At 67.3% G+C, this 24,569-nt stretch carries 31 protein-coding genes; 15 read left to right on the plus strand and 16 right to left on the minus strand.

The genetic code is table 11. The features are described from left to right. Positions 1-5: 5 nt before the first annotated feature. A complete protein-coding gene (locus VGD28_RS03980; protein ID WP_331027021.1) occupies positions 6-221 on the minus strand; it encodes a hypothetical protein in 216 nt (71 codons plus the stop codon). Between the two features lie 77 nt (positions 222-298). Here VGD28_RS03980 and VGD28_RS03985 point away from each other — a divergent pair, with 77 nt between their 5' ends. The 6 genes from VGD28_RS03985 to VGD28_RS04010 all read left to right on the plus strand — a co-directional run bounded on the left by VGD28_RS03985 (position 299) and on the right by VGD28_RS04010 (position 4,968). Further along, positions 299-2,662, plus strand: coding sequence for an ATP-dependent helicase (locus tag VGD28_RS03985; RefSeq protein WP_331027022.1), 2,364 nt, complete (start codon positions 299-301; stop codon positions 2,660-2,662). A 104-nt stretch (positions 2,663-2,766) separates the two neighbouring features. Next, positions 2,767-2,940, plus strand: coding sequence for a hypothetical protein (locus VGD28_RS03990; protein ID WP_331027023.1), 174 nt, complete (start codon positions 2,767-2,769; stop codon positions 2,938-2,940). Continuing rightward, positions 2,937-3,152: a DUF2283 domain-containing protein gene (locus VGD28_RS03995; protein ID WP_331027024.1), complete on the plus strand. Its 216-nt coding sequence runs from the start codon at positions 2,937-2,939 to the stop codon at positions 3,150-3,152. The genes VGD28_RS03990 and VGD28_RS03995 overlap by 4 nt, the downstream gene beginning before the upstream one ends. Positions 3,153-3,188: 36 nt before the next feature. After that, positions 3,189-3,836, plus strand: a complete 648-nt coding sequence (locus VGD28_RS04000) for a hypothetical protein (protein WP_331027025.1) — start codon at positions 3,189-3,191, stop codon at positions 3,834-3,836. A gap of 15 nt (positions 3,837-3,851) precedes the next feature. Beyond that, the gene (locus VGD28_RS04005; RefSeq protein ID WP_331027026.1) at positions 3,852-4,241 is read left to right on the plus strand and encodes an STAS/SEC14 domain-containing protein; all 390 of its coding nucleotides are present in this window, start codon (positions 3,852-3,854) and stop codon (positions 4,239-4,241) included. A gap of 304 nt (positions 4,242-4,545) precedes the next feature. Continuing rightward, positions 4,546-4,968, plus strand: coding sequence for a hypothetical protein (locus VGD28_RS04010; RefSeq protein ID WP_331027027.1), 423 nt, complete (start codon positions 4,546-4,548; stop codon positions 4,966-4,968). Positions 4,969-5,016: 48 nt separating this feature from the next. On the opposite strand, the gene tpiA is transcribed toward VGD28_RS04010, so the two are convergent. Next, positions 5,017-5,763, minus strand: coding sequence for a triose-phosphate isomerase (tpiA, locus tag VGD28_RS04015; RefSeq protein WP_331027028.1), 747 nt, complete (start codon positions 5,761-5,763; stop codon positions 5,017-5,019). 121 nt (positions 5,764-5,884) lie between these two features. On the opposite strand from tpiA, the gene VGD28_RS04020 reads away from it, so the two are divergent. Both VGD28_RS04020 and VGD28_RS04025 read left to right on the plus strand, forming a co-directional pair. Then, positions 5,885-7,858 (plus strand): peptidylprolyl isomerase, encoded by a 1,974-nt coding sequence (locus VGD28_RS04020; protein ID WP_331027029.1) that lies wholly within the window; start codon positions 5,885-5,887, stop codon positions 7,856-7,858. Positions 7,859-7,863: 5 nt separating this feature from the next. Further along, positions 7,864-9,378 (plus strand): anthranilate synthase component I family protein, encoded by a 1,515-nt coding sequence (locus tag VGD28_RS04025; protein WP_414714459.1) that lies wholly within the window; start codon positions 7,864-7,866, stop codon positions 9,376-9,378. A gap of 3 nt (positions 9,379-9,381) precedes the next feature. On the opposite strand, the gene VGD28_RS04030 is transcribed toward VGD28_RS04025, so the two are convergent. Further along, complete coding sequence (locus VGD28_RS04030; protein ID WP_331027061.1) at positions 9,382-9,783, minus strand: hypothetical protein; 402 nt, start codon at positions 9,781-9,783, stop codon at positions 9,382-9,384. Positions 9,784-10,175: 392 nt separating this feature from the next. Here VGD28_RS04030 and VGD28_RS04035 point away from each other — a divergent pair, with 392 nt between their 5' ends. Beyond that, a complete protein-coding gene (locus VGD28_RS04035) occupies positions 10,176-11,540 on the plus strand; it encodes a class II 3-deoxy-7-phosphoheptulonate synthase (protein WP_331027062.1) in 1,365 nt (454 codons plus the stop codon). A 4-nt stretch (positions 11,541-11,544) separates the two neighbouring features. Here the strand turns inward: VGD28_RS04035 and VGD28_RS04040 are convergent, their stop codons facing one another. Together VGD28_RS04040 and VGD28_RS04045 are read right to left on the minus strand one after the other, a co-directional pair. Further along, positions 11,545-12,132, minus strand: a complete 588-nt coding sequence (locus VGD28_RS04040) for a hypothetical protein (RefSeq protein ID WP_331027030.1) — start codon at positions 12,130-12,132, stop codon at positions 11,545-11,547. Continuing rightward, entirely contained in the window at positions 12,129-13,199 is a 1,071-nt protein-coding gene (locus VGD28_RS04045; protein ID WP_331027031.1) for a hypothetical protein, read from the minus strand. The genes VGD28_RS04040 and VGD28_RS04045 overlap by 4 nt, the downstream gene beginning before the upstream one ends. A 133-nt stretch (positions 13,200-13,332) precedes the next feature. On the opposite strand from VGD28_RS04045, the gene VGD28_RS04050 reads away from it, so the two are divergent. Next, entirely contained in the window at positions 13,333-14,235 is a 903-nt protein-coding gene (locus VGD28_RS04050; RefSeq protein ID WP_331027032.1) for a LysR substrate-binding domain-containing protein, read from the plus strand. A gap of 220 nt (positions 14,236-14,455) precedes the next feature. Here VGD28_RS04050 and VGD28_RS04055 read toward each other — a convergent pair whose 3' ends face one another. From VGD28_RS04055 to VGD28_RS04065, 3 genes are read right to left on the minus strand one after another with little or no spacing between them, the layout of a single operon-like run. After that, positions 14,456-15,106, minus strand: a complete 651-nt coding sequence (locus VGD28_RS04055) for a CoA transferase subunit B (RefSeq protein WP_331027033.1) — start codon at positions 15,104-15,106, stop codon at positions 14,456-14,458. A gap of 19 nt (positions 15,107-15,125) precedes the next feature. Further along, entirely contained in the window at positions 15,126-16,067 is a 942-nt protein-coding gene (locus VGD28_RS04060) for an HAD family acid phosphatase (RefSeq protein WP_331027034.1), read from the minus strand. Continuing rightward, positions 16,064-16,771 (minus strand): CoA transferase subunit A, encoded by a 708-nt coding sequence (locus tag VGD28_RS04065; RefSeq protein ID WP_331027035.1) that lies wholly within the window; start codon positions 16,769-16,771, stop codon positions 16,064-16,066. Before VGD28_RS04065 ends, VGD28_RS04060 begins: the two co-directional genes overlap by 4 nt. 200 nt (positions 16,772-16,971) lie before the next feature. Here VGD28_RS04065 and VGD28_RS04070 point away from each other — a divergent pair, with 200 nt between their 5' ends. Then, positions 16,972-17,196, plus strand: coding sequence for a hypothetical protein (locus VGD28_RS04070; protein ID WP_331027036.1), 225 nt, complete (start codon positions 16,972-16,974; stop codon positions 17,194-17,196). Positions 17,197-17,254: 58 nt separating this feature from the next. Here VGD28_RS04070 and VGD28_RS04075 read toward each other — a convergent pair whose 3' ends face one another. Beyond that, complete coding sequence (locus tag VGD28_RS04075) at positions 17,255-17,527, minus strand: GlsB/YeaQ/YmgE family stress response membrane protein (RefSeq protein WP_414714460.1); 273 nt, start codon at positions 17,525-17,527, stop codon at positions 17,255-17,257. 111 nt (positions 17,528-17,638) lie between these two features. Here VGD28_RS04075 and VGD28_RS04080 point away from each other — a divergent pair, with 111 nt between their 5' ends. Both VGD28_RS04080 and VGD28_RS04085 read left to right on the plus strand, forming a co-directional pair. Beyond that, complete coding sequence (locus VGD28_RS04080; RefSeq protein ID WP_331027037.1) at positions 17,639-18,163, plus strand: gamma carbonic anhydrase family protein; 525 nt, start codon at positions 17,639-17,641, stop codon at positions 18,161-18,163. An 83-nt stretch (positions 18,164-18,246) separates the two neighbouring features. Beyond that, a complete protein-coding gene (locus VGD28_RS04085; protein ID WP_331027038.1) occupies positions 18,247-19,230 on the plus strand; it encodes a nitronate monooxygenase family protein in 984 nt (327 codons plus the stop codon). 3 nt (positions 19,231-19,233) lie between these two features. Here the strand turns inward: VGD28_RS04085 and VGD28_RS04090 are convergent, their stop codons facing one another. Both VGD28_RS04090 and VGD28_RS04095 read right to left on the minus strand, forming a co-directional pair. Then, on the minus strand, positions 19,234-19,698 hold the full coding sequence (locus VGD28_RS04090) for a DUF1465 family protein (protein ID WP_331027064.1): 465 nt from the start codon (positions 19,696-19,698) through the stop codon (positions 19,234-19,236). A 90-nt stretch (positions 19,699-19,788) separates the two neighbouring features. Next, the gene (locus tag VGD28_RS04095; protein WP_331027065.1) at positions 19,789-19,986 is read right to left on the minus strand and encodes a YdcH family protein; all 198 of its coding nucleotides are present in this window, start codon (positions 19,984-19,986) and stop codon (positions 19,789-19,791) included. A gap of 153 nt (positions 19,987-20,139) precedes the next feature. Here VGD28_RS04095 and VGD28_RS04100 point away from each other — a divergent pair, with 153 nt between their 5' ends. Beyond that, positions 20,140-20,295, plus strand: coding sequence for a YdcH family protein (locus VGD28_RS04100; protein ID WP_331027039.1), 156 nt, complete (start codon positions 20,140-20,142; stop codon positions 20,293-20,295). 83 nt (positions 20,296-20,378) lie between these two features. On the opposite strand, the gene VGD28_RS04105 is transcribed toward VGD28_RS04100, so the two are convergent. The 5 genes from VGD28_RS04105 to VGD28_RS04125 all read right to left on the minus strand — a co-directional run bounded on the left by VGD28_RS04105 (position 20,379) and on the right by VGD28_RS04125 (position 23,136). Continuing rightward, positions 20,379-20,756 (minus strand): PilZ domain-containing protein, encoded by a 378-nt coding sequence (locus VGD28_RS04105; RefSeq protein WP_331027040.1) that lies wholly within the window; start codon positions 20,754-20,756, stop codon positions 20,379-20,381. Between the two features lie 117 nt (positions 20,757-20,873). Continuing rightward, a complete protein-coding gene (dksA, locus tag VGD28_RS04110) occupies positions 20,874-21,338 on the minus strand; it encodes an RNA polymerase-binding protein DksA (protein ID WP_331027041.1) in 465 nt (154 codons plus the stop codon). Between the two features lie 513 nt (positions 21,339-21,851). Continuing rightward, positions 21,852-22,004: a hypothetical protein gene (locus VGD28_RS04115; protein WP_331027042.1), complete on the minus strand. Its 153-nt coding sequence runs from the start codon at positions 22,002-22,004 to the stop codon at positions 21,852-21,854. A gap of 18 nt (positions 22,005-22,022) precedes the next feature. Further along, positions 22,023-22,634 carry a hypothetical protein gene (locus tag VGD28_RS04120; RefSeq protein ID WP_331027043.1) on the minus strand — a complete coding sequence of 204 codons (612 nt, stop codon included), beginning with the start codon at positions 22,632-22,634 and terminating at the stop codon, positions 22,023-22,025. Positions 22,635-22,677: 43 nt separating this feature from the next. After that, positions 22,678-23,136 (minus strand): host attachment family protein, encoded by a 459-nt coding sequence (locus tag VGD28_RS04125; protein WP_331027044.1) that lies wholly within the window; start codon positions 23,134-23,136, stop codon positions 22,678-22,680. An 87-nt stretch (positions 23,137-23,223) separates the two neighbouring features. Here VGD28_RS04125 and serS point away from each other — a divergent pair, with 87 nt between their 5' ends. Further along, complete coding sequence (gene serS / locus VGD28_RS04130; RefSeq protein ID WP_331027045.1) at positions 23,224-24,501, plus strand: serine--tRNA ligase; 1,278 nt, start codon at positions 23,224-23,226, stop codon at positions 24,499-24,501. Positions 24,502-24,569 lie beyond the last annotated feature (68 nt).

Genomic DNA, 24,569 nt, shown 5'->3' on the forward strand with positions numbered 1-24,569 from the left:
CGGCGTTACTTGCTCTTGTCCTCGACACAGGTGGTGCGCGTCACCTGCACCACCTGCCCCTTGTCGTCCTTGATCTCGTTGCGGCCCGCCACGCACGGCTTCTGCTCGGGCTGCTGCTCGAACCCGCCGGAGCGCCAGCCCACATAGAGCGCCACACCCGCCAGCGCGGCGATCAGCAACAGGCGCCGCGCGTTGAAGCGGCCTTTGATCTTGTCCCACATGCCGCCCCTCTGCCCCAAGCCGCACGCCCATGCAATGCAGCTTGCCCCGACTCGCCGCGTTCCCTACCTGTTCACCGATGTCCCTACCCGTGCCCCAGAACCCTGAGCTGCCCGACGATCCGCCCTATCTGCGCGGGCTCAACCCGCCGCAGCGCGAAGCCGTGCTCACCGTCGACGGCCCCGTCCTCGTCCTCGCCGGCGCGGGCACGGGCAAGACCGCTGCGCTCACCGCGCGCCTCGCCCATCTCCTGTGGACCCGCCGCGCCTATCCGTCGGAGATCCTGTCGGTCACCTTCACCAACAAGGCCGCGCGCGAGATGCGCGAGCGTGTCCGCAATCTCGTCGGCGACGCGGTCGAGGGGATGCCCTGGCTCGGCACCTTCCACGCGATCGGCGCGAAAATGCTGCGCCGCCACGCCGAGCTGGTCGGCCTCCAGTCCAACTTCACCATCCTCGACACCGACGACCAGCTGCGCCTCCTGAAACAGCTCATCCAGGCCAACGACCTCGACGAGAAGCGCTGGCCCGCGCGCCAGCTCGGCGGGCTGATCGATCAGTGGAAGAACAAGGGCCTCACCCCCGACATGCTCGACGCCGGCGAGTCCGAGGCGTTCGCCAACGGCCGCGGCCAGTCGCTCTACCAGCAGTATCAGGACCGCCTGCGCACCCTCAACGCCTGCGACTTCGGCGACCTCCTCCTGCACATGCTGACCATCCTGCGCACCCACCGCGACGTGCTCGAACACTATCAGCAGCGCTTCCGCTACATCATGGTCGACGAGTATCAGGATACCAACAGCGTCCAGTATCTCTGGCTCCGCCTGCTCGCGCAGGCGCGCAAGAACATCTGCTGCGTCGGCGACGATGACCAGTCGATCTATTCGTGGCGCGGCGCGCAGGTCGAGAACATCCTGAAGTTCGAGAAGGACTTCCCCGGCGCCAAGGTGATCCGGCTCGAGCAGAATTACCGCTCCACCCCGCACATCCTCGCCGCCGCCAGCGGAGTCATCGCCAACAATGGCGGCCGCCTCGGCAAGGAATTGTGGACCGAGATGGACACGGGCGAGAAGGTCAGGGTCGTCGGCGTGTGGGACGGCCCCGAAGAGGCGCGCCGCGTTGGCGAGGAGATCGAGTCCGCCCAGATCCGCGAGGGCAAGAGCCTCGACGATTTCGCCATCCTCGTCCGCGCCCAGCACCAGACGCGCGAGTTCGAGGACCGCTTCATCGCCACCGGCCTGCCCTATCGCATCGTCGGCGGCTTCCGCTTCTACGAGCGCGCCGAGATCCGCGACGCGCTCGCCTATCTCCGCCTCGTCCACCAGGGCGCCGACGACCTCGCCTTCGAGCGAATCGTCAACGTCCCCAAGCGCGGCCTCGGCGACAAGGCGATCGCCAGGATCCACCAGCTCGCAAGGGCCGAGGGCATCCCCCTCCTGATGGCCGCCGCCCGCATCCTCGACACCGACGAGCTGACCCCTCAGGCCCGCCGCGCCCTCGGCAATTTCGTCGCCGACGTCGCTCGCTGGCGCGACCTGGCCTATTCCTCCCCGAGCTCGCTCGGGGAGGGGGACCGTCCGCAGGACGGTGGAGGGGTCCCGGCGCAGCCGGGGGGAATCCCCCACACCGAGCTCGCCCAGATCATCCTCGACGAATCCGGCTACACCGCGATGTGGCAGGCGGACCGCACCGCCGAGGCCGCCGGCCGCCTCGAGAACCTCTCCGAACTCGTCCGCGCGATGGAGGAATACGAGACCCTCGGCGCCTTCCTCGAACACGTCTCCCTCGTCATGGACAATGACGCCGCGGCCGACGAGCCCAAGGTCACGATCATGACCATCCACGCCGCCAAGGGGCTGGAGTTCGATACCGTCTTCCTCGCCGGCTGGGAGGAGGGCCTGTTCCCGTCGCAGCGCGCGCTCGACGAAGGCGGCCTCGCCGCGCTGGAGGAGGAACGCCGCCTCGCATACGTCGCGATCACCCGCGCCCGCCGCCTGGCCACCATCCTCCACGCCGCCAACCGCCGCATCTACGGCCAGTGGACCAGCTCGATCCCCAGCCGCTTCGTCGGCGAGCTGCCCAAGGCCCATGTCGAGGAGGAATCGACCATGACCGGCGGCGCCAGCCTATGGCGCGCCAACTGGAGCGAGCACGCCGACCCGTTCGCGAACGTCGGCCGCGGCACCGGCCGAGGCCCCGGCTGGCAACGCGCCGCCGCGCCCTCGTCGAGCTTCACCACCGCCCCCAAGCGCGTGGTCGAAAGCCGCGCCAGCGCGGTGAGTTTAGGGAACAAGGGCCGCGACGACCTGTCACTCGGCATGCGCGTCTTCCACCAGAAATTCGGCTATGGCGAAATCGTCGAGATCGAAGGCAACAAGCTTGAGATCGAGTTCGAACAGGCCGGGCGGAAGCGGGTGATGGATAGCTTTGTGAGTATCGGCTGATCTCCCTCTCCCATCGGGAGAGGGCCGGGGTGAGGGCAGAAGTTGAAGACCACGCGCTATTTTTCAGAGCAGGTCCTGCGCAAACGCCCTTACCTGCGCACCGAATGGATTGCCGCCATCCTCGCCGCACCGATCAGGAAGACGGCCGCATCCGCTTCTGGGGCGAAGTTGAGACCGACGGCGGCAAACGCTATATGTTGCGTGTCGTAACCCTCGAAGACGGCGAGACCGTGCACAACGCCTTTTTCGACCGCGACTTCAAGGAGACCGGCGCGTGAAGCTCCATTACTACCCCGAAACCGACAGCCTCTATATCGAGCTGTCGAGTGCCGACAGCGCCGAAACCCGCGCGATCAGCGATCAGGTGAATGTGGATTTCGACGCCGAAGGCGGGATCGTGGGGATCGACATCGACCATGCTTCGAAGCGGCTGGATTTGACGTCACTGGAGACGTCGGAGCTGCCGTTGCGCGATTTGCGGGCGGCGTAAGGAGGTCACAACAGCCGCTGCATCAGGCCATCCAATATGCAAAACGCCCTTGCTATCGCCTCTGTACTAGGGGCCTTCGTCACAGCAATTGCGACGATTTTTCTCTGGCGAGTGACCAAAATCCTAGCTGTCGAAACGCAGCGGATGGCCAACGCGCAATCTCAACCGCAGATTGTAGCGACGATCGAACCCAACCAGTGGTCGATGATGCATGCCGATTTGCATATTGTGAACACTGGCAACGCCACCGCCTTTGATGTCGAAGTTACATTCGACCCGCCACTAGTGGTCGATCACGAGAATAAGCGAGAAACGCCCAAAACGCCTTTTGAGCAAATCAGCCTGCTAAAACCAGGTCAGCGACTGTCGAGTTGGGTCGGCAGGATGTATCCGCTTCTTGATCTCGCCTACGAGGTTTCCATCTCGTGGAAGCGTTCACCGACCGAAGAAAAGGAATCCTATCGTTACAGCCTGAATATGACAGATTATAAGAATGTGAGCCGCTTGGGATCAGGAGACCCGCTCATCAAAGTCGCCGACCATGTGAAGAAACTTCAGGAAGATTTCAGTAAAATCGCCAACGGGCATCGCAATTTGCAAGCTGACATCTTCACGTCGGTGGAGCGTGCAGCGCGAGAAGAGTTTTACAGGCAGCAAATGGAAAACTCCAAAAGCGATGAGTGAGATTACAAGGCAATCGTGCTAACCTTCATCCCCCTCTCCCCCCGCGCCATCGCCATCGTGGCGGAAGGCCATTTCACCGCCGCCGACGTCGCGCCCGCGCTCGCCCGGCTCGAAACCATCCTCGACCAGACCCCGCAGCTCGACATCCTCGCCGATGTCCGCGGCTCGCCCTCGATTGCGCTCTCCGCCATCGCCGAGGAGATGAAGCACCTTCCCCTGCTCATCCGCCTGATCCGCGCGGTCGATCGCGTCGCGATCGTGGCGGACGCGGAGTGGGTGCGCGCCGCCAGCCGGATCGAGAGCGCGATCATCCCCGGCGTCCATTACGAGGTGTACGAGCGCAAGGACGAAGCCCATGCCCGCGCCTGGCTGCTCCGCGAGACCGATCAGCCGCGGCCTGCCTAAAAGGTTTTGGTTCACGCGAAGGCGCTAAGGCACAAAGAAGGTTTTTCGCGCAGAGGCGCAGAGAACAGCACCCGCCGCGCCAGCGGCACTCCTCCTCAGTCGCTGCGGCAAGCATCCACGCCCAGCTGGAGCAAGCGCTTCGCGCAGAAGACCAGCATCTCCGCGTCCTCCGCGCCTCTGCGCGAACCACCTTCTTTTTCTTCTTCGCGTCTTAGCGCCTTCGCGTGAACCAAAATCCATCTGGAACACATCAGGAACAAAAACAACTTTCCTACACGCCCCATCCATGCGCATAAGCTGGTGGATGGACGACTCACCCACCCTGCTCGCCACGGACGAAGCCGAGCTTCTCGCCTTCACGCCCGTCCCCAGCGCTTCCAATCGCCGTGACGGCTGGACGCCGCGGCGGCAGCGTGACTTCATCATCGCGCTCGCGCTTGCGGGCACCGTCCAGCGCGCCGCCAAGGCGGTCGGGATGAGCCGCCAGTCCGCCTATGCCCTGCGCGAGCGCCCCGATGCGGCGAGCTTTGCCGCCGCATGGGACATGGCGCTCCAGCTCGGCTACGATCGCGTTTTCGGGCAGGCGATGGACCGCGCGATGAACGGCATCACCGTCCCGCGCTACTATAGGGGCCGTCAGATCGGCGCGATCCGCCGGCCCGACATGCGCCTCGCCATGGCCGTTCTCTCCGCGCGGGCGCAGCCTCCGAAACGGGCACCAGGTTGACAGAATGAATCGCGTTCCGCGTAACTTCGTCAACTTCGCGGGAACCGGCTAAAGCCCCGCCGCCGCCTCCACGATCGGTACGAACTTCGCCGCCGTCAGGCTCGCTCCGCCGACCAGCGCGCCGTCCACGTCGGCGCATCCCAGCAGCGCCGCCGCGTTGCCGCCATTGACCGACCCGCCGTACAGCACCCGCATCGCCCCCGCGGTCTCGGCCCCCAGCAGCTCGCTGAGCTTCCCCCTGATCGCCCCGTGCATCGCCGCCACATCGGCCTCGGTGGGCGTGCGCCCGGTGCCGATCGCCCAGACCGGCTCGTACGCGATCGCCAGCCAGTCCGCCGCCGCGCCGTCGGGCATCGAACCGGCGAGCTGCGCGGTCACCACCGCCTCGGCCTGCCCGGCGTCGCGCTGGTCCAGCGTCTCGCCGACGCACAGGATCGCGCGCAGCCCGTGCCGGTGCGCCGCCTCGGCCTTGCCCTTCACATCGGCGTCGGTCTCGCCCTGGTCCGCGCGCCGCTCGCTATGGCCGACGATGGTCAACGCCGCGCCAGCCTCGGCCAGCATCGCGGCGGAGATGCAGCCGGTATGCGCGCCCTGATCCGCGGCATGGCAATCCTGCCCGCCGACCGGCATGCGCGCGGCCACCGTCACCGCCGGGGCGATCAGCGTCGCGGGCAGGCACAGCGCCACGTCGATGCCCGGATGCTTCGCCGCCGCCTGCGCGATTCCCTCGATCTCGGGCAGCGCGGCGATCAGGCCGTGCATCTTCCAGTTCCCCGCCACCAGCTTGCGCCGCATCCCGTTCCCTCTCTTGTCCACTTTCGGACAAAGCCCCTAAGCACCGTCCACACGCTTCACAAGCTTGATGGCGGCGCATCGCCCCCCTAAAGCACGCTCCTTCACTTTTGATCGGGTCTCCATGCTCACCTTTCTCCGCAGCATCCTGTTCTCGACCGTCGGCAAGGTTATCGCCCTGCTGCTGCTGGTGGTGATCGCCATTGCCTTCGCGCTGGGCGACATCACCAATCTTGGCGGCGGGGGCGGCACCTCGGGCGGTGCGCTGGTCGAGGTGGGCGGCCGCAAGGTGACCGAGGCGGAGGTCCGCTCGCGGCTCGACGACGCGCTCGCCCGCGCCCGCCAGCAGCAGCCGGCGCTCGACATGGCTCAGTTCGTCGCGCTGGGCGGCTATGATCAGGTGCTCGACGATATCGTCAACCGCACCGTGCTCGAGGAATATGCCGACGAGCACGGCATGGCGGTGTCGAAGGCGGCGATCGACGGCGAGATCGCCGGCGCGCGCGAGTTCGCGGACCCGCTGACCGGTCAGTTCAGCCAGCGTGCGTTCGATCAGTTCCTGCAGCAGCAGCGGCTGACCGCCGACCAGATCCGCGCCGATATCCGCCAGGGCACGCTCGCCCGCTGGGTCGCGAGCCCCGCGGTCGGCGTCGTCCGCGGCGCGACCTATGTCTCCAACCAGCTCGCGCTGCCCTATGCCTCGCAGCTGCTCGAGCGGCGCAAGGGCTCGGTCGGCTATGTCCCGATCAGCGCGATCGCCCCCGGCGCCGCGCCGACCGATGCGGAGCTGACGGCCTTCTACAACCGCAACCTCGCCCGCTTCACGCTGCCCGAGCGCCGGGTGATCCGCTATGCGGTCGTCCGCCCCGACCAGTTCGCGGAAAGCGCCAAGGCAACCGAGGCGGAGATCGCCGCGGCCTACAAGCAGGACGCCGCGAAATATGCCCCCAGCACCAGGCGCACGCTCGTGCAGGTGATCGTCGCGGATCAGAGCGCCGCCAACGCGCTCGCCGCCAAGATCAAGGGCGGCGCGACCATGGCCGCCGCGGCGCAGGGCGCGGGCCTCCAGCCTTCGACCATCGCCGACGCGCAGAAGGAAAGCTTCGCCCGCGCCAGCAGCCCGCAGATCGCCGATGCCGCCTTTGCCGCGGCGCAGGGCGGCGTGGTCGGCCCGCTGCGCTCGCCGCTCGGCTGGCACATCGTCCGCGTCGAGAAGATCGAGCAGGTCGCCGGCAAGACGCTCGATCAGGTCCGTGGCGAGATCGCGGCCGCGGTGACCCAGCGCAAGGAAGCCGAAGCGCTCAACGGCCTGCGCGGCCGCATCGACAGCGCGATCGCCGGCAACGCCACGTTCGACGAAGCGGTGGCCGACGCCAAGCTCAAGGCCGAGGTCTCCCCGCCGCTGTTCGGCGACGGCCGCACGCAGGAGTCCGCCGCAGCCGCGACCCCCACTCCGCCCGATCCCGTGCTGGCGCAGATCGCCCAGGCCGGCTTCGCGATGCAGGCCAGCGACGATCCGCAGCTGGTGCCGCTGGGCCAGGACGGCAGCTTCGCGCTGGTCAAGACCGATCGCGTGATCGCCGCCGCGCCGCGCCCGCTGGCGGAGGTTCGCGAGGCGGCCGCCGCAGGCTTCATCCGCGATCGCCAGCTTCAGGCCGCACGCAAGGTGGCGATGGCGGTGCTCGCCGACGTCAACAAGGGCACGCCGATCGCCGATGCGATGAAGAAGACCGGCCTTGCGCTGCCCCCGCTCCAGCCGCTCGACGCGGCGCGCGGCGATCTCGCTCGAGCCGGGATGCAGATCCCACCGCCGGTGCGGCTGATGTTCAGCATGGCGGCCAGGAAGGCCAAGATGACCGAAGCGCCCCAAGGCGGCGGCTATTGGGTCGTGTGGCTCGATGCGATCCAGCCGGGCGATGCCAGCAACGACAAGGCACTGGTCGCGCAGACCCGCGCCGGGCTCACGCAGGTGGTCGGCGCCGAGTATCTCGAGCAGTTCGTCGCGGCCGCGCGCAAGGCCGTCGGCGTCAAGCGCGACGATGCGGCGATCGCGCGGCTCAAGGCGCAGCTCGGCGGCCAGTCGACCGGCGGCAACTGATCGCCGTGACGCCCGGTATCGAGGGTCTCGAGGCCGCCCGCGCGGCGCTTGGCGCAGGCCGGCCCGCGCTGGTCTGGCGGCGGCAGCTTGCCGACACCGACACGCCGGTGGCGGCGGCGCTCAAGCTGATCGAGCCGGGCCGCGGTGACTTCCTGCTCGAATCGGTCGAGGGCGGCGCAGTGCGCGGCCGCCACAGCCTGATCGGCCTTGCCCCCGATCTCGTCTTCCGCGCCCATGGCCAGCAGGCGGAGATCAACGCCGACTGGCTCACCGACCGCACCGCCTTCGCCCCCGCCGGCCAGCCGACGCTCGACGCGTTCCGCGCGCTCGTCCAGGGCTGCCGCATGGACGTGCCCGCGGAGCTGCCGCGCGCCCTCGCCTGCCTCGTCGGCTATTTCGGCTATGAGACGATCGGGCTGGTCGAGAAGCTGCCCCGCGCTGCCAACGACGCGCTCGGCCTGCCCGACATGATCTTCGTGCGGCCGACGGTGATCCTGATCTTCGATCGGCTGGCGGATGCGCTGTTCCTCGTCGGCCCGGTCTGGCCCGATGCCGGGCGCGATCCCGAAGCCCTGCTCACCGCAGCCGCGGAGCGGATCGACGCCACTGCCGCGCGCCTCGCGTCGTCGCCGCTGCCGCCCAAGTTCGCCGCCGATGCCGTCGAAATCGCGGCCGAGCCGACCATTCCCGCGGCCGACTATGCCGCGATGGTCGCGCGCGCGAAGGACTATATCACCGCCGGCGACATCTTTCAGGTCGTGCTCGCGCAGCGCTTCACCGCGCCCTTCGCCTTGCCGCCGATCGAGCTCTATCGCGCGCTGCGCCGGGTGAACCCTTCGCCGTTCCTCTATTTCCTCGACCTGCCCGGCTTCGCGCTCACCGGCTCCAGCCCCGAGATCCTCGTCCGCGTCCGCGACGAGCAGGTGACGATCCGCCCGATCGCCGGCACGCGTCCGCGTGGAAAGACCGCGGAAGAGGACGAAGTCAACCGCTTGAGCCTGCTCGCCGATCCCAAGGAACGCGCCGAGCATCTCATGCTGCTCGACCTCGGCCGCAACGACACCGGCCGCGTGGCGGAAGCGGGAACGGTCAAGGTCACCGACAGCTACACCGTCGAATTCTACAGCCACGTCATGCACATCGTGTCGAACGTGGTCGGCAAGCTGCGCCCGGATGCCGATGCGCTCGACGCGCTGTTCGCAGGCTTCCCCGCCGGGACGGTCAGCGGCGCGCCGAAGGTTCGCGCCTGCGAGATCATCGCCGAGCTCGAGCGCGACCAGCGCGGCCCTTATGCCGGCGGCGTCGGCTATTTCTCGCCCGACGGGTCGATGGACAGCTGCATCGTCCTGCGCACTGCGATCGTGAAGGACGGGACGATGCACGTCACCGCGGGCGCAGGCATCGTTGCCGACAGCGATCCGGCCTATGAGCAGCGCGAGTGCGAGGCCAAGGCGGGCGCGCTATTCGCCGCCGCCCGCGAAGCCGTCGCGCGCGCCTCCGAACCCGGCTTCGGGCAGTAACCCCTACTCTTCCCCGCCGGGGATCGCTGCTTCCTCGGCCTTCCGCGCCGCGCGATCCGCGCGCCAGTTCTGCAGCATCTGCATCGTGCAGCCGGTATGCCCATAGCTGCCGATCGGCGAGCAGCTTCCGGGGAGAACCTGGCGGTTCACCTCGTCCACCACCTCGGCGCGCCGCGTCCAGCTCACGCTGTCGGGCGAGAACTTGCTCTTTCGCAGCGATTTGGGGATGCGATAGGGCGATTCCCCAACCTTCGAGCAGATGACCACCTCGTCCTCGCTCGCGGGCTTGGGGCACTGGTCATCGCCATACAGGAGCACGCTGCGCACGCGCTGGGGCGGCTCGTTGCCGTCCTCGGCCTCCTGCGCCAGCGCGGGGGTCGCGGCGATCGCCGCCAGCATCAGCATTCGGATCACTACACAACTCCCGTCAGGCGGCGCGCCCGGTCCAGATATAGGTATCGCACGGGGCAGCATTAAGGCCGGCTGAACCGCCAGCGCGCATAAAGCATGGATTTACCCACCCGGGGTGAATTTTACCCTTGCACCCATTTACCCGCCAGGGGTAAGGCGGCGGCATCATGACGACTCTAGCCGGTTCCAAGATCCGCCGCTTCCGTGAGGAACGCTCCCTTTCCCGCGCCGCCTTCGGCGCGTGGTTCGACACGCCCGGTTCCACCGTTCAGGGCTGGGAAGAGGATGGCAAGCGCGCCTCGCCCGCCGTGCTCAATCAGATCGCCGCCAACGGCATCGCGCATCATCAGGACTGGTACGTCCATGTCCGCAACCTGGAGCAGGACATGGGATGGACCCCCGACAGCTGGAAGTCGGCCGAAGCGCGCCAGCTCCCGATTTACCCCGATGCCGCTGCGCTCGACGCCGCGACGACCCAGCTCGCGAGCTTCCCTCCGCTCGTCTTCGCGGGTGAGGCGCGTGCGCTGACCCAGGAGCTGGCGAAGGTCGCGCGCGGCGAGGCCTTCCTGCTGCAGGGCGGCGACTGCGCCGAGAGCTTCGCCGAGTTTCACCCCAACAACATCCGCGACACGTTCCGCGTGATCCTTCAGATGGCGGTGGTGCTGACCTTCGCGTCGAAGCTGCCGACGGTGAAGGTCGGCCGCATGGCCGGCCAGTTCGCCAAGCCGCGCTCAGCCGATACCGAGACGATCGATGGGGTCGAGCTGCCGAGCTACCGCGGCGACAATGTCAACGACATCGCCTTCACGCCGGAAGCGCGCATACCCGATCCGCAGCGGATGATCCAGGGCTACAGCCAGTCCGCCGCGACGCTCAACCTGCTGCGCGCCTTCGCCAGCGGCGGCTATGCAAACCTGCACCAGGTCCACAAATGGACGCTCGATTTCATGGGCAAGAGCCCGTGGAGCGCCAAGTTCGCCGACGTCGCCGACCGGATCGGCGAGGCACTGGACTTCATGCAAGCATGCGGGATCGACGCCGACAGCGTCCCCCAGCTCAAGGGCACCGATTTCTACACCAGCCACGAGGCGCTGCTGCTCCCCTATGAGCAGGCGCTGACCCGGCAGGACAGCCTCACCGGCGACTGGTACGACACCAGCGCACACATGCTGTGGATCGGCGACCGCACCCGGTTCGAGGGTTCGGCGCATGTCGAGTTCCTGCGCGGCATCGGCAATCCGATCGGGATGAAGTGCGGACCCAGCCTCGAGCCGGACGCGTTGCTGCGCCTGCTCGATACGCTGAACCCGGCGCGCACGCCGGGTCGCCTCACGCTCATCACGCGCTATGGGCATGACAAGATCGAGGATGGCCTGCCCAAGCTCGTCCGCGCGGTGAAGCGCGAGGGGCATCCGGTGGTGTGGAGCTGCGACCCGATGCACGGCAACGTCGTCAAGGCTGCAAACGGCTACAAGACGCGCCCGTTCGAGCGCATCCTGGCCGAGGTCCGCGGCTTCTTCGCCGTGCACCGCGCCGAGGGCACCTATGCCGGCGGCATCCATGCCGAGATGACCGGCCAGAACGTGACCGAATGCACCGGCGGCATGATCGACATTGGCGAGCATGATCTCGCCGATCGCTACCACACCCATTGCGACCCCCGCCTCAACGCGGGCCAGAGCCTGGAGCTGGCCTTCCTGCTAGCCGAGATGCTCAACGAGGAGATGGCGGAGCGGCGCAAGGCCGCCTGATGCGTCAGTTGGGAGCAACTGGGGCGGTGCGAAGGTAGCGCATCACCCAGTTGGTCTCCCAGCTCACCCCCTCGTCGGTCGAGAATGCCTGTTCCCAGCGCGCCTCGTCGCGGTTCACCGAAAAGAACCGGCCGCGCACCAGCACAGGCCGTTTCTCAAAGGTCTCACGCGCGTAGAAGGTGCCGACGCCACCGGCGAAACGGCCGTAGAGCGGCGGGTCGATCCGGCTGAGGTCGCTTCCGGCGAGATACCAATCGACCCAGCGCTCGCCGCGTTCATCCAGCGCACGCAGGCCCATCCCATAATGGGTGCGCCCGCCGCGATACGAGATGCTCTCATTGAGATTGACCAACCCGTCGAACAACTGTTGGCAATGCGTGCGGCCGGCAAATTCCTCCCAGTCATCGCTCCCCGCCAGCCGCTTGCGCAGCCGGCGGTGCTCGACCCGCCAGCTGCCGAGGAAATAGTCGAAATCGCCCCGGGAGGCGGTTCCGGGGGGCAAAGGCGTATCCTCAACCGCCTCGGCACCGCGCGCGCCGAACCCCGCAAGCACCAGCGCGGCGCTCTGCATCACCACACGCCGGTCCATCACGCCACCCTCGTGAAATCGGAGGTCCAGTTGACCTCCCAGCTCGCCCCGCCATCGACGGAGAAGGCCTGCTCCCACCGCGCCGTGCGGCCGGTGATACGCGACCAGGTGACGCGGGTCTTGACCGGGCGCCCCTCGTGCGTGTCGTCGGACAGATAGGTCCCGATCCCATCCACGAACCTGCCGCGAAGCGGCGCACCGATCCGTCCCGGATCGCGCCCGTCGAGCCACCAGCTCAACCATTCGCGCGTCGCCGGATCCCACGCCCGGAACCCCACGCCCCGAATGTCGCCAGTGGGCGCCTCCATCAGATTGTCGCCGACATTGCCGTTACCGCCCAGGGTCGGCCAGTTGACGAACGTCCCGCCGAACTCGTCCCAGTCGCGGCTTCCCGCCAGTCGCTTGCGCAGCTTGCGGTGGCGCACCGTCCAGCGCCCCGCGAGGAAACGCCAATCATCGGGCGCTCGGCCGGGATCGCTCTCGGGTAGCAACGGCAGCGGCGCCGGTATCTTCCTGGTGCGGGTGAAGAAATTCTCCCAGTTCATCTCCCAGCTCGCGCCGCCGTCGGGCGAGAAGGATTGCTGCCAGTGCGGGCGCGACCCGTGGATCCCCTGCCAGTGAAAGCGCACGTCGATCGGGCGCCCCTCGAACCGGTCCGAACCGGTGAAAGTGCCGGTGTCGCCCTCGAGCCGACCGGTCACCGGCGGATCGATCCGCGTCGGGTTGCGCCCGTCGAGCCACCAGATCGACCAGCGATCGGCAGCCGGATCATAGGCGCGGATTCCGACCGCGCGGTAATCGCCGCCGGGCAGGCGCAGCAGATTGTCGTCGATCGTACCCAATCCGCCCAGCGTCATCCACACGGCGCTGGTTCCGGTGAAGCGATCCCAATGACTGTCCTGCACCAAACGGCGCCGCAGCCGGCGGTGCTCGACCTTCCAATTGCCTTCCAGCCAGGCCCAATCGCCGCGCCGATCCGCAGCATGAACCGCTCCCCGGGCTGCGGCCGGCAGGAAGCCGCTGCTGGCCAGCCCCGCCAGCATCACACGCCGATTCAGGACATTCTGCATGTACCAGCCCTCCAGAAAGACGCTGGACTGTGCGGTTTTCCGGAACCTCGCGGGACTCGAAAGATTGTACCTTACCCTTAAGGAAACTTAGGGTATGCATTCCGAACTTCTCGAAAAGTATCGGGCCTGATTTGTGGCAACGACCGGCCTTCCATCGCTCATCGCGATCCGCGCCTTCGAAGCGGCGGCCCGGCTGGGCGGCTTCGCACCTGCTGCGCGTGAGCTGCACACCACGGCCGCCGCGGTCAGCTATCATGTCCGTCAGCTCGAGCGGGAGCTTGGGATCGACCTGTTCCAGCGGTATGCGCAGCGCGTCGAGCTGACCCCCGCGGGCGCGCTTCTGGCTGCCGATGCCCTGTCCGCATTCACCACGCTGCGCGCCGGATTTGCGCGCGCGATCGATGCTGATCAGACCCGGCTGCGCATTACCGCGCTGCCCTCGCTCGGAACCGCCTGGCTCGCGCCGCGTCTCGGGCGTTTCCGCGCGCTCCACCCGGACCTGCGGGTCGAGCTCGACCTGTCACCCGACCTGCGCGATCTTGCTGGCGGGGGGTATGACATCGCGATCCGCAACGGGCACGGCAGCTGGCCGGGCCTGAATGCCGTGCCGCTCTTTCCCAGCCTATTCACGCCCCTGTGCGCGCCGAGGCTAGCCGATGCCGTTCGCGGGCTCGATGATCCGGCGATCCAGCTCCGCGTGCCGCTGCTCGGCCGCCCCGACTGGTGGGAGATCTGGTATCGGGATCTCGGCCATGCCACCGGTCCCGTAACGGATCGCTTCGGCACGACCTTCTCCGCCGAGTATCTCGACATCGCTGCGGCGGTCGCAGGGCACGGCGTCGCGATCGGCTCGCCGATCCTGTTCGCCGCCGACATCGCCGAGGGGCGGCTGGTCCGCGCGCATCCGCACGCCGCGACCGATGGCCGCGCCTTCTGGCTAGCCTACCCCGCGGCGCGCCAACGCAGCGGAAAGATCGTCGCATTCCGCGAATGGATCACTGCGGAAGCTTCGGCGTCATCCGCGCGATCAGGTTAACGGCGCGCGCCTTCGCGTCGGCAGGCGCGGCGCGTGGCACCGACGCCTCCTGTGCAGCCGCAACCACCGGCGACAGCCCGTGCCCAACCCCAGGATGACGCCCAGCGCCCGTATCGCGCTCCCCCACATCGCCTTGCTTGCGTTGTGGCAGCGCTATCATTTCCTGAAGTCGCCCAAGTTCATGTGGGCAACGATCGTCACCACTGGAAACCCGTCGCACTCAGGCGGCGGCGAGCGCCACCTCATACGTCGCCGTGGTCTTGGCCGCGACCTCTTCCTCGGTCACGCCCGGCGCCAGCTCGATCAGCCTGAACGGTGAATCATGATCGGCCCGCTGGAACACAGCCAGGTCGGTCACGATCATGTCGACGACATTCTTGCCGGTCAGCGGCAGCGTGCATTCGGGGATGAACTTGGCGCTGCCGTCCTTGGCGTTGTGCTCCATCACCACGATGATCTTCTTGACCCCCGCGACCAGGTCCATCGCCCCGCCCATGCCCTTGATCATCTTGCCCGGGATCATCCAGTTGGCGATGTCGCCATTTTGCGCGACCTCCATCGCGCCCAGCACGGTCAGGTCGATATGCCCACCGCGGATCATCGCGAAGCTGTCCGCGCTGCTGAAATAGACCGACTGGGGCAGCTCGCTGATCGTCTGCTTGCCCGCGTTGATCAGGTCGGGATCCTCCTCCCCCTCGTACGGGAACGGGCCGATGCCGAGCATCCCGTTCTCCGACTGCAGCGTCACCTCGACGCCTTCGGGGATGTGGTTCGCGACCAGCGTCGGGATCCCGATGCCCAGGTTCACGTAGAAGCCGTCGCGCAGCTCCTTGGCGGCGCGGGCGGCCATTTCGTCACGGGTCCAGGGCATCATCTCTCTCCGTCGGGGATCATTGGGGTTGGGGCGCCGCGCCGCTGCGCACCGGGTTGGGCAGGATGAACCAGCCTGCGCCCCATAGCGGCGCAACCATCGTTTCGGTCGCCGCGGTCTGGCGCTTTCCGGCATCGCCCGCCGCCTCGAACTGGCTGCTGAAGTCGTTGAGCGAGTCACCGACCAGCGCAATGACACAATAGCCGGCGGCGATCACCTGACGCACCTGCTCGTCGCTCTTTGCGGTTTCTGCGCCGCCGCTCAGGATCAGCGTGCGGCCCGGCTCGAACCGCCCGAAGCCCAGCTGGCTGAGCAATCCGGTGACGCCGGATGCGCTTTCAGGCGAGCGGCGACTGGTGAAGATCACCGCCACGCCTTCACGCCGCGCAGCATCCACCCCTTCCACCGCCCCGGGCGTTGCGGTCACCGCATCGGTCCCGTCGCCCTTCCAGCGCCGCCATGGCGCGTCGGGATCAGCCGCCTTCTCCGCGCTTTCATCCACGTCGAACACCACCGCGAGCGGCTTGCTCTCGCAGCTCGCATAGCGCGGCGCGTCGAGCGTCGTCCCCGGCATCAGCACCACCGACTGCAGCGCCTCGCCGCGGCGGCGCCGTTCGGCCTGCGCGGCCAGGTGGTTCCACAGGGCTTGGTAGGCTTGCAGGCTATAGGCCGCCGCCTCACCCGAACCGGGAACACCGGCGGGCGGCGGAAGTGCCGTCATCCCGGTCTGGATCACTGCGCGTTCCTCGATTGCGGCGACAGCCACCCGTCCTGCCTGCGTGCTGGGCATCGCCCGCGCGGAGCTCGCGGTCTCCCCCTTCACCGGGTTCCGTTTGTCCCGTCCGCCAAGCTGGTCCTTCGCCATCAGCCCGCCAACCGCGACCGGGAGCGCCGCTGCCACGCAGCCGCCCGTCATCGCCGACAGCAAGGTCAGCGCAGCCGCGGCGCGAAGCCCGTTCACGCCGCTTCCCGCGTCCGCGTCGTCCGGAACTCGATCTTCTTGTCGTAGGGTGCGCCGACGATCATCCGCTTCACATAGATGCCCGGCAGGTGGATCGCGTCAGGATCGAGGCTGCCCACCGGCACCACTTCCTCGACCTCGGCGACGCAGATATTCGCCGCGGTAGCCATCGGCTGGTTGAAGTTGCGCGCGGTCTTGCGGAAGATCAGGTTACCCGCCTCGTCCGCCTTCCATCCCTTGATGATCGCCAGGTCCGCGCGGATGCCGCGCTCGAGGATATATTCCTCGCCGTCGAACAGCTTCACTTCCTTGCCCTCGGCCACCTTCGTGCCGACGCCGGTCTTGGTGTAGAAGCCGGGGATGCCCGCCCCGCCCGCGCGGCAGCGCTCGGCCAGCGTGCCCTGCGGGCAGAATTCCACTTCCAGCTCGCCCGCCAGATACTGCCGCTCGAACTCCTTGTTCTCGCCGACATAGGAGGAGATCATCTTCCTGACCTGACGGCTGCGCAGCAGCTTGCCGAGGCCCTCATTGTCGATCCCGGCATTGTTGGAAGCGATCGTCAGCTCCTTGACGCCCGATGCCTGGATCGCGTCGATCAGCCGCTCGGGGATCCCGCACAGGCCGAACCCGCCGGCGCACAGCATCATGCCATCGTGAAGCAGGCCCTCGAGCGCGGCCTCGGCACTGGGATAGAGCTTCTTCATCGCGGCGATTCTCTCCTGCGTGCGTTTGGCTGGGCGATAGTCGCGCGACGTATGGGCGGTCAAGCGAACCTGAATGACCTTTCAACTTCGCGGAGCCGCGCACATTCACGCTGCAACGCAGCATTGATGCGACGGGCCGAAATTGAAGCGTTAACCACTTGCCGGTAATCCTCGACAGGATTCGGGGGCGGAACCTGGCGATGATCGAGTTTACTGTTTTTCTCTACGGGCTGCTGACGGCCTTCGTCCTGATGTCGGCGGAGCAGAACCGCCGCCTTGCCCGTCCCAATCCGGCGATGGTCACCGCCGTCGGCTGGGCCCTGTTCTCGATGTCCTCGACGCTCGCGGTGCTGCTGGGCGGGGTCGCGCTGGCGCTCGTGCTCGGCGTCCACATCCCCGACCTTCCCAATCTGGCGCTTCGCTGACGCACACAAAGAATGGGCGGCCGAGGCCGCCCAGGTGCTTGGGAAGGATTCGCCCGGGTCAGCGCACCGAACCGCGCCGCACCAGGTTCACGATGGCCAGCAGGACAACTGCGCCCAGGAACGAAACCAGCAACGAGCTCAGGCTGAACGAGCCCTGCGTGATCGTCCCGCCGCCGATCAGCGGCGAAATGAGCAGGCCGGCCAGCAATGCGCCGACGATCCCGACCACGACGTTCAGAAAGATGCCTTGCTGGGCGTCGGTGCGCATCACGATGCTGGCAAGCCAGCCCAGCACACCGCCTACGATGAGAAGTACGATTAGATTGATCATCTGCCGTCTCCCGCAATCCGGCTCGGCAGTGCCGAGTCATGCGGATATACGGTTGAAACGGCGGGACGTTCCGCCTGCGAACAAATTACGCCGGGGACGAAGGAGCGCGCGATGGCCGTCTATGCATTTGAAGGTATGGCGCCGTCGATCCACCCCGACGCGTGGGTCGCGCCTAGCGCCGACGTGATCGGCGACGCGCGGCTGGCCGAGGGCGCGAGCCTGTGGTTCGGCGCGGTGATTCGCGCGGACAATACCCCGATCGTCGTGGGCGCGCGCAGCAACGTGCAGGAGGGAGCGATGCTCCACTCCGACCCCGGCGCCCCGCTCACCATCGGCGTTGACTGCACGATCGGCCATCATGCGATCCTGCATGGCTGTACCCTGGGCAATCGCGTGCTGGTCGGCATGGGCGCCATCGTCCTCAACCACGCGGTGATCGGCGACGATTGCCTGATCGGCGCCGGCGCGCTGGTGACCGAGGGGAAGGAGTTTCCGCCGGGCAGCCTGATCGTCGGCACCCCCGCCCGCGCCGTGCGCGAGCTCGACGCTACGGCACGCGCGGCCTTGCTGATCTCAGCGCATGGCTATGCCGACCGCCAGCGCCGCTTCCGCGCCGGGCTGACCCGCATCGACTAGCACTTTCAAAAAGCGGGTATGCGGCCCAGCCGCACCTTGCCGCGCCCGCTGGACAGCAAATTCAGTTCGGGTATGAAACGCAAATGGCCCTACCTGCTCTGTTCGATCGCCTGCGCCTGCCCGTCATCGGCTCGCCGCTCTTCATCGTCTCCGGCCCCGAGTTGGTCATCGCCCAGTGCAAGGCGGGAATCGTCGGCTCCTTCCCCGCGCTCAACGCGCGGCCGCAGAGCCAGCTCGACGAATGGCTCCACCAGATCACTGAGGAGCTGGCGGCGTGGAACCGCGACAATCCCGGCCGCCCCGCCGCGCCCTTCGCGGTCAACCAGATCGTTCATCGCTCGAACGACCGGCTAGAGGCGGATCTCGCCACCTGCGCCAAGTGGCAGGTGCCGATCGTCATCACGTCGCTCGGCGCGCAGGAGGCGGTGAACCAGGCCGTGCATGGCTGGGGCGGCATCACGCTGCACGACGTGATCAACGACCGGTTCGCGCACAAGGCGGTGGAAAAGGGTGCCGACGGTCTGATCCTCGTCTGCGCCGGCGCGGGCGGCCATGCCGGCCAGCTCAGCCCTTTCGCCTTCGTGCAGGAGACGCGCGCCTGGTTCGACGGGCCGGTCATTCTCTCCGGTGCGATCGCCAATGGCGGCGCCGTGCTCGCCGCGCAGGCGATGGGCGCCGATCTCGCCTATATCGGCTCGCCGTTCATCGCGACCGTCGAGGCCAATGCCGAAGCGGCCTACAAGGCCGGAATCGTCGACAGCTCGGCCTCCGACATCATCTACACCAATCTCTTCACTGGCGTGCACGGCAACTATCTGCGCGCCTCGATCGTCGGCGCGGGACTCGATCCCGACAACCTGCCCGAGAGCGACCCGAGCAAGATGAACTTCGGCTCCGGCGGCAACCAGAAGGCGAAGGCGTGGCGCGACATCTGGGGCTCGGGCCAGGGAATCGGCGCGGTCCATGCGGTGACCGCTGTGGCGGAATTCGTCGATCGGCTCGATCGCGAATATCGCGCCGCCCGTGCGCGCATTTCCGGCCTGTCCGAAGGCGGCTGGAACGCCTGATTCCTAGAACGCGTGGGCGAGCCGGTCGAGCATCCGCCGCGCGGGGCTGACCGGCACCGGCGCCTCGTCGCTTTGCGTCAGATCGATCCGCGCGACCCGGCGATAAAGATCCTGGCTCGCCGCGATCAGCCCTTGCGCCGCCAGCGGCATCGCGTCGAACGAGGCCGCGTCGGTCTCGGGCGCCGTTCCCAGCCGTCGCGAGGGGTGCAGCGCATCCCCCAGCGGAATCTCTCCGGTGTCCACCGCGCGCTGGGTCAGCAGCCACGCGATGACGTGCATCAGCCGCGTCGTCACCTTGAGCGACTCGCACGAAAAGACGACCCGCGTCATCGCGTCGAGCGTATCGCGCTCGCCACGCCCCATCTCGTCGAAATAGGCGCGCGCCTCGTCCGCCAGCACCATCGCCTCGGTATAAAGCGAATCGATCAGCCGCCGGTGGATTCGCGATGTGGCGCCGCCCTTGTTCATCGCAGGCAACGCTGACACAAAGGGTTCCGCAGCGAAATAGCCAATCGTTGCAATCCCATGTCCCAAAGCGATGCGTTGTTCATAACCCGCTCACGCGATGATGTCGGGGATCAGCCGGTCCTCGAGCATCGCGATCTCGTCGCGCAGCCGCAGCTTGCGCTTCTTGAGTCGCGCAATCTGAAGCTGGTCCGGCGCATTGCCGCCCGACAATGCCTCGATCGCCGCGTCCAGGTCACGATGCTCGATCCGGAGCAGTTCCAGCCGGCGCAGAATCTCATTGTCTTCCATCTCTTTACGCACCCCCCGGAAGCCAGCGCCCTGTCGGCCCGTCGCAGATCGCCGTTGCCCTGTCGATGCCGCGATTCGCAAGGGGCGACAAGCGCCGCGAATCATGATTTACTCCTTGATCCTCGCAACCACCGGAGCAGGAGGATAGCTTCCATGCAGAACGCGCATCTCTCGGCACTTGAAGCCAAGCACGCGACTCTCGATCGCAAGATCAGCGCCGAGTCGCAGCGGCCCATGCCCGATCAGATGATCATCGCCGAACTGAAGCGCCAGAAGCTTAGGGTAAAGGAAGAAATCACGCTCATCTGAGGCGTGTTGCGGTGTCGCCCTGGCTGACTGCCGGGGTGACGCCGTATCGCTCGATCCGCCTGCCTGGAGCCGGCGGACCAAGCTCACCGTCGAAACAGCGGGCGCGCGGGACGCGGTGCGCTCTCGGTCGCCTTGGCATAGCGCGGGGTATGCGTGCCGCTCCCGACCGGCTTGCGCGCCGCCATCGGATCGATCTCGCTGTCGAACGCGATACCCACCCGGCCCTCCGCCGACCAGGCGATGCGGCCGCTGACCCAGCCCACGCCACGCACGTCGATCTCGACCGGCGTTCCGATCGGCACCGGCTGCGCATATTCCGCCATCAGCCCGCCGGCCGACAGGTTGCGCACGCGCACCGTCGTCTCCGGCGCACCGGTGACGCGCAGCTGCGCGGACAGCAACAAGCTGTCGCGCGCCGCAGTGCGCTGGCTCGACGGATCATCAGCCGGGCTCGCGTTCATGGGATCGGGCGGAAACTGGTCCATCTTCCGTGCTTCAAGCTCGCTACCGGGGCCAATTACACCAGCAACCGCTATCGAAAACGTTAATCGTAATGGGTATCCGCATCCATTTTCGGGCTATTCGTCGCGCGAGACCTTCTCGTTGCGCTCGTGACGTTCCTGCGCTTCCACGGTCATCGTCGCGATCGGGCGCGCCTCCAGCCGGCCCAGGCTGATCGGCTCGCCCGAGACTTCGCAATAGCCATACTCGCCGTCCTCGATTCGGCGCAGCGCCGCATCGATCTTGGCGATCAGCTTGCGCTGCCGGTCGCGGGTGCGCAGCTCGATCGACCAGTCGGTCTCGCTCGAGGCGCGATCGGTCAGGTCAGCCTCGCGCAGCGAATCGACCTGAAGCTGCGAGAGCGTGCCCGCCGCCTCGCGATGGATCGCATCCTTCCATGCCAGCAGCTTCTCGCGGAAATACTGCAGCTGCCGCGGATTCATGAAGGGTTCGTCGGGGCTTGGACGATAGCCGTCCGGCAGATCATTGGCAGCCGGCGGCGCTTTCTCGGGGTCGTCGCGGTGCTCGTAAACGGTCGCCATGCCACTCTCCACACCGGATTCGCGACGGCGATGCCGTCCAAATCCGACTTTTGCCCGTCGGCGCTATAGGCAGGTGCGCCCGGCTCCACAAGCGTCCGAATCCACAGATTTTCGCGCCAAACCGTTCTTGCGGTGCGGAAAATTGCATGGGCCTGAACGGCGCGAATTCGGCAGTTCATATTAACCATATCCGTCAAGCATAAATGCCCGACGCCCCAGCTTCTGTCTCGTCCCGGCACATTAACCATTCGGCGATCGCCGTCCCCACAGAAAATCGACCGGCAGCCTCTGAAACTATAGTTAACGCGATTGCACTTAATGGTTTGTTCTGCACTTTCCATGCAAGAGCCTGCACGGGCGCTGCGTCTGCAGCATCGGCGCAGTCTCCGGGGAAATAGAGAGAACGATCATGTCGGTTCGGATGGCCTTGGCTAAATTGTGCGCATGTGCGTGCGGCGGCGCCGTGATTGGCGGCGGCGCGGTGCATGTCGCCGAATCCCGCGCTGAGCGGTCCTACATGTCGAAGCAACCGGTCGTGGCAAAGCGCGTGATCACCAAGCGGGTGGTCAAGCGCCCGGTCCGCAAGCGGATCGTGCGGCGCACCGTCACCACCACCGCGCAGTGCCAGCCCCAGGTGCTCACCGTCACCGCGCAGGGCGCACCCATCCCCCTTCCCCCGCCCGTCTATGCGGAAATGCCCGCTGTCGGCGGTGGCGGCGGCGGTGGCGGCGGTGGTGCCGCAGTCGGCGGCGGCGGCTTCGGTGGCGGATTTGCGGGCGGCTTCTTCGCCGGCGGCTTCTTCGGCGGCTCGGGTGGTTCGGGCAGCAGCGGCGGGATCGTGATCTCGTCGACCTCGTCCTCCTCGGGCGGCTCGACCAGCACCTCCGGCGGCTCGACCTCGTCGGCCTCGGGCGGCTCGGGCGGCTCGTCCACCTCGACCTCGACCGGCGGCGTGTCGAGCACCAGCACCTCGTCGACCGGCGGCTCCTCGACCAGCTCGGCCTCGGGCGGCTCGTCGACCTCGGCGTCGTCGTCGGGTGACGTCTCGTCCTCGTCGAGCGGCAACGTCTCGACCTCCACCTCGACCTCGGCCAGCTCGTCGGGCGACGTCTCGTCCTCGACCTCGAGCGGCTGGAGCACGTCGAGCGGCTGGAGCAGCACCTCGTCGACCAGCACCTCGACCTCGAGCAGCACGTCGAGCGGGAGCACCGGCTCGTCGGGCGGCCCCGATCCGGTCCCGGCACCGCCGATGGTGCTGCTGTTCGGCGCCGCCGCCGCGGCCCTCGTCGCGCGCAAGCGCTTCCAGAACCGCAAGGCGAAGGACGCCGAAGCGGCCTAGTTACTCGGCCGCGATCAACGCCTGCTCGATTTCGGGTATCGTATGGCGGGTGAGATCCTTGTCGATCTCGCCCGCCAGTCGATTCTCAACCTCCTTGTGGTAATGTTTCCGCAGCTCGCCCAGCGTGCTGGGCGGTGCCACGACGATCAGCGATTCGAAATCATTGTTGAGCGCGCGCTTGTTGAGCAGCTCGGCCGTATCCGCCGCGAACCGGTCCTCCTCCAGCTGATGGAAGTCGGCATTCTCGAAATTCCCGCCCGACGCCCAGTTCGCGCCCGGCGTGCGCGTGGATGAGGCACCGCCCGCCAGATCCGTCGCCTGCTCGTGATCGGCCGGATTCTGCTGCACGCGCTTGCGCTCGACCTGCAGATTGGGGTGAGTCGCGTCGCCCTCGTTCCTCAGGAACAGCATCTTGCGGCCGTCTGCGACCACGACAAAGGCGTTGTGCGGGACCTGCATCTTTATTCTCCTCGATTGTTGCCGGATGAACGCACGCCGCGCGCGCCGGGTTGCGCCGGATACAACCCGCCGCCATAGCCTGCGCCCATGCATGACATCCGCCTGATCCGCGAAAACCCCGAAGCCTTCGACGCCGCGCTCGCCCGCCGCGGTGCCGAGCCGCTAGCCGATATGCTCGTCGCGCTCGACGAGGCACGCCGCTCGCTCACCACGCGCCAGCAGGAGGTGCAGGGCCGCCGCAACGATCTGTCGAAGCAGGTCGGCCAGGCCAAGGCGGCGAAGGACGAGGATCGCGCCCAGGCGCTGATGGCGCAGGTCGCCGGCCTAAAGGAAGAGCTCGAGACGCTCACCCTTTCCCAGGGCGCGGCCGACGAGGCATTGAAGGACGCGCTTTCCGCCATCCCCAACCTCCCCGCCGCCGACGTTCCCGACGGCGCGGACGAGAACGACAACCAGCTCGTCCACACCGTCGGCACCCCGCCCGTCTTCGCCTTCGAGCCGCGCGAGCACGACGCCTTCGGGCCCGCGCTCGGCCTCGATTTCGAGACCGGCGCATCGCTCGCCGGCGCGCGCTTCACGCTGGTCCGCGGCCATGCCGCAAAGCTCGCCCGCGCGCTCGGCCAGTTCATGCTCGATACGCTGACCGGCGAGCACGGCTATGAGGAAGTGAACCCGCCGATCCTCGTCCGCCCGGATGCGATGTACGGCACCGGCCAGCTGCCCAAATTCGCCGAGGACAGCTTCCAGACCACCGATGGCCGCTGGCTGATCCCGACCGCGGAGGTCAGCCTCACCAACATCGTCCGCGAGCAGATCCTCTCTGCCGACGCGCTGCCGTTGCGCTTCACCGCGCTCACGCCCTGCTTCCGCTCGGAGGCCGGCGCCGCGGGCCGCGACACGCGCGGCTATATCCGCCAGCATCAGTTCGACAAGGTCGAGATGGTCTCGATCGTCATCCCCGAGGAATCGGAGAGCGAGCACGAGCGCATGACCGCCTGCGCCGAGGGCATCCTCACTGCGCTGGGCCTGCCCTTCCGCCGCATGAAGCTCTGCGCGGGCGACATGGGCTTCTCCGCCGCGCGCACCTACGACCTCGAAGTCTGGCTCCCCGGCCAGGGCCGTTATCGCGAGATCTCCTCCTGCTCGACCTGTGGCGACTTCCAGGCGCGCCGCATGAACGCGCGCTACCGCAATGCCGACGGCAAGCCCGCCTTCGTCCACACGCTCAACGGCTCGGGCCTCGCGGTCGGCCGCACGCTGGTCGCGGTGCTGGAAAATTACCAGCAGGAGGACGGCTCGGTCGCGGTGCCCGAGGCGCTCAAGCCATACCTGCGCGGGTTGAACCGCCTGGAGCCGAGACGATGAAACTCCTCCCCCACCGGGGGAGGTGGCAGCGCGTAGCGCTGACGGAGGGGCCGCCGCGCAGGCGGCGG

Source organism: Sphingomonas sp., assembly GCF_036402235.1.
In the GTDB taxonomy this organism is placed as follows: domain Bacteria; phylum Pseudomonadota; class Alphaproteobacteria; order Sphingomonadales; family Sphingomonadaceae; genus Sphingomonas.

Bases quoted from the DNA above. Each gene is read 5' to 3' on its own strand.
- VGD28_RS03980 (WP_331027021.1), bottom strand. From the start codon at position 221: ATGTGGGACAAGATCAAAGGCCGCTTCAACGCGCGGCGCCTGTTGCTG.
- VGD28_RS03985 (WP_331027022.1), top strand. From the start codon at position 299: ATGTCCCTACCCGTGCCCCAGAACCCTGAGCTGCCCGACGATCCGCCC.
- VGD28_RS03990 (WP_331027023.1), top strand. From the start codon at position 2,767: ATGGATTGCCGCCATCCTCGCCGCACCGATCAGGAAGACGGCCGCATC.
- VGD28_RS04000 (WP_331027025.1), top strand. From the start codon at position 3,189: ATGCAAAACGCCCTTGCTATCGCCTCTGTACTAGGGGCCTTCGTCACA.
- VGD28_RS04010 (WP_331027027.1), top strand. From the start codon at position 4,546: ATGGACGACTCACCCACCCTGCTCGCCACGGACGAAGCCGAGCTTCTC.
- tpiA (WP_331027028.1), bottom strand. From the start codon at position 5,763: ATGCGGCGCAAGCTGGTGGCGGGGAACTGGAAGATGCACGGCCTGATC.
- VGD28_RS04020 (WP_331027029.1), top strand. From the start codon at position 5,885: ATGCTCACCTTTCTCCGCAGCATCCTGTTCTCGACCGTCGGCAAGGTT.
- VGD28_RS04030 (WP_331027061.1), bottom strand. From the start codon at position 9,783: ATGCTGATGCTGGCGGCGATCGCCGCGACCCCCGCGCTGGCGCAGGAG.
- VGD28_RS04035 (WP_331027062.1), top strand. From the start codon at position 10,176: ATGGGATGGACCCCCGACAGCTGGAAGTCGGCCGAAGCGCGCCAGCTC.
- VGD28_RS04045 (WP_331027031.1), bottom strand. From the start codon at position 13,199: ATGCAGAATGTCCTGAATCGGCGTGTGATGCTGGCGGGGCTGGCCAGC.
- VGD28_RS04055 (WP_331027033.1), bottom strand. From the start codon at position 15,106: ATGCCCTGGACCCGTGACGAAATGGCCGCCCGCGCCGCCAAGGAGCTG.
- VGD28_RS04065 (WP_331027035.1), bottom strand. From the start codon at position 16,771: ATGAAGAAGCTCTATCCCAGTGCCGAGGCCGCGCTCGAGGGCCTGCTT.
- VGD28_RS04070 (WP_331027036.1), top strand. From the start codon at position 16,972: ATGATCGAGTTTACTGTTTTTCTCTACGGGCTGCTGACGGCCTTCGTC.
- VGD28_RS04075 (WP_414714460.1), bottom strand. From the start codon at position 17,527: ATGATCAATCTAATCGTACTTCTCATCGTAGGCGGTGTGCTGGGCTGG.
- VGD28_RS04080 (WP_331027037.1), top strand. From the start codon at position 17,639: ATGGCCGTCTATGCATTTGAAGGTATGGCGCCGTCGATCCACCCCGAC.
- VGD28_RS04085 (WP_331027038.1), top strand. From the start codon at position 18,247: ATGGCCCTACCTGCTCTGTTCGATCGCCTGCGCCTGCCCGTCATCGGC.
- VGD28_RS04090 (WP_331027064.1), bottom strand. From the start codon at position 19,698: ATGAACAAGGGCGGCGCCACATCGCGAATCCACCGGCGGCTGATCGAT.
- VGD28_RS04095 (WP_331027065.1), bottom strand. From the start codon at position 19,986: ATGGAAGACAATGAGATTCTGCGCCGGCTGGAACTGCTCCGGATCGAG.
- VGD28_RS04100 (WP_331027039.1), top strand. From the start codon at position 20,140: ATGCAGAACGCGCATCTCTCGGCACTTGAAGCCAAGCACGCGACTCTC.
- VGD28_RS04105 (WP_331027040.1), bottom strand. From the start codon at position 20,756: ATGAACGCGAGCCCGGCTGATGATCCGTCGAGCCAGCGCACTGCGGCG.
- dksA (WP_331027041.1), bottom strand. From the start codon at position 21,338: ATGGCGACCGTTTACGAGCACCGCGACGACCCCGAGAAAGCGCCGCCG.
- VGD28_RS04115 (WP_331027042.1), bottom strand. From the start codon at position 22,004: ATGGGTGCGCCCTGCGCGGTGACGGTGAGCACCTGGGGCTGGCACTGC.
- VGD28_RS04125 (WP_331027044.1), bottom strand. From the start codon at position 23,136: ATGCAGGTCCCGCACAACGCCTTTGTCGTGGTCGCAGACGGCCGCAAG.
- serS (WP_331027045.1), top strand. From the start codon at position 23,224: ATGCATGACATCCGCCTGATCCGCGAAAACCCCGAAGCCTTCGACGCC.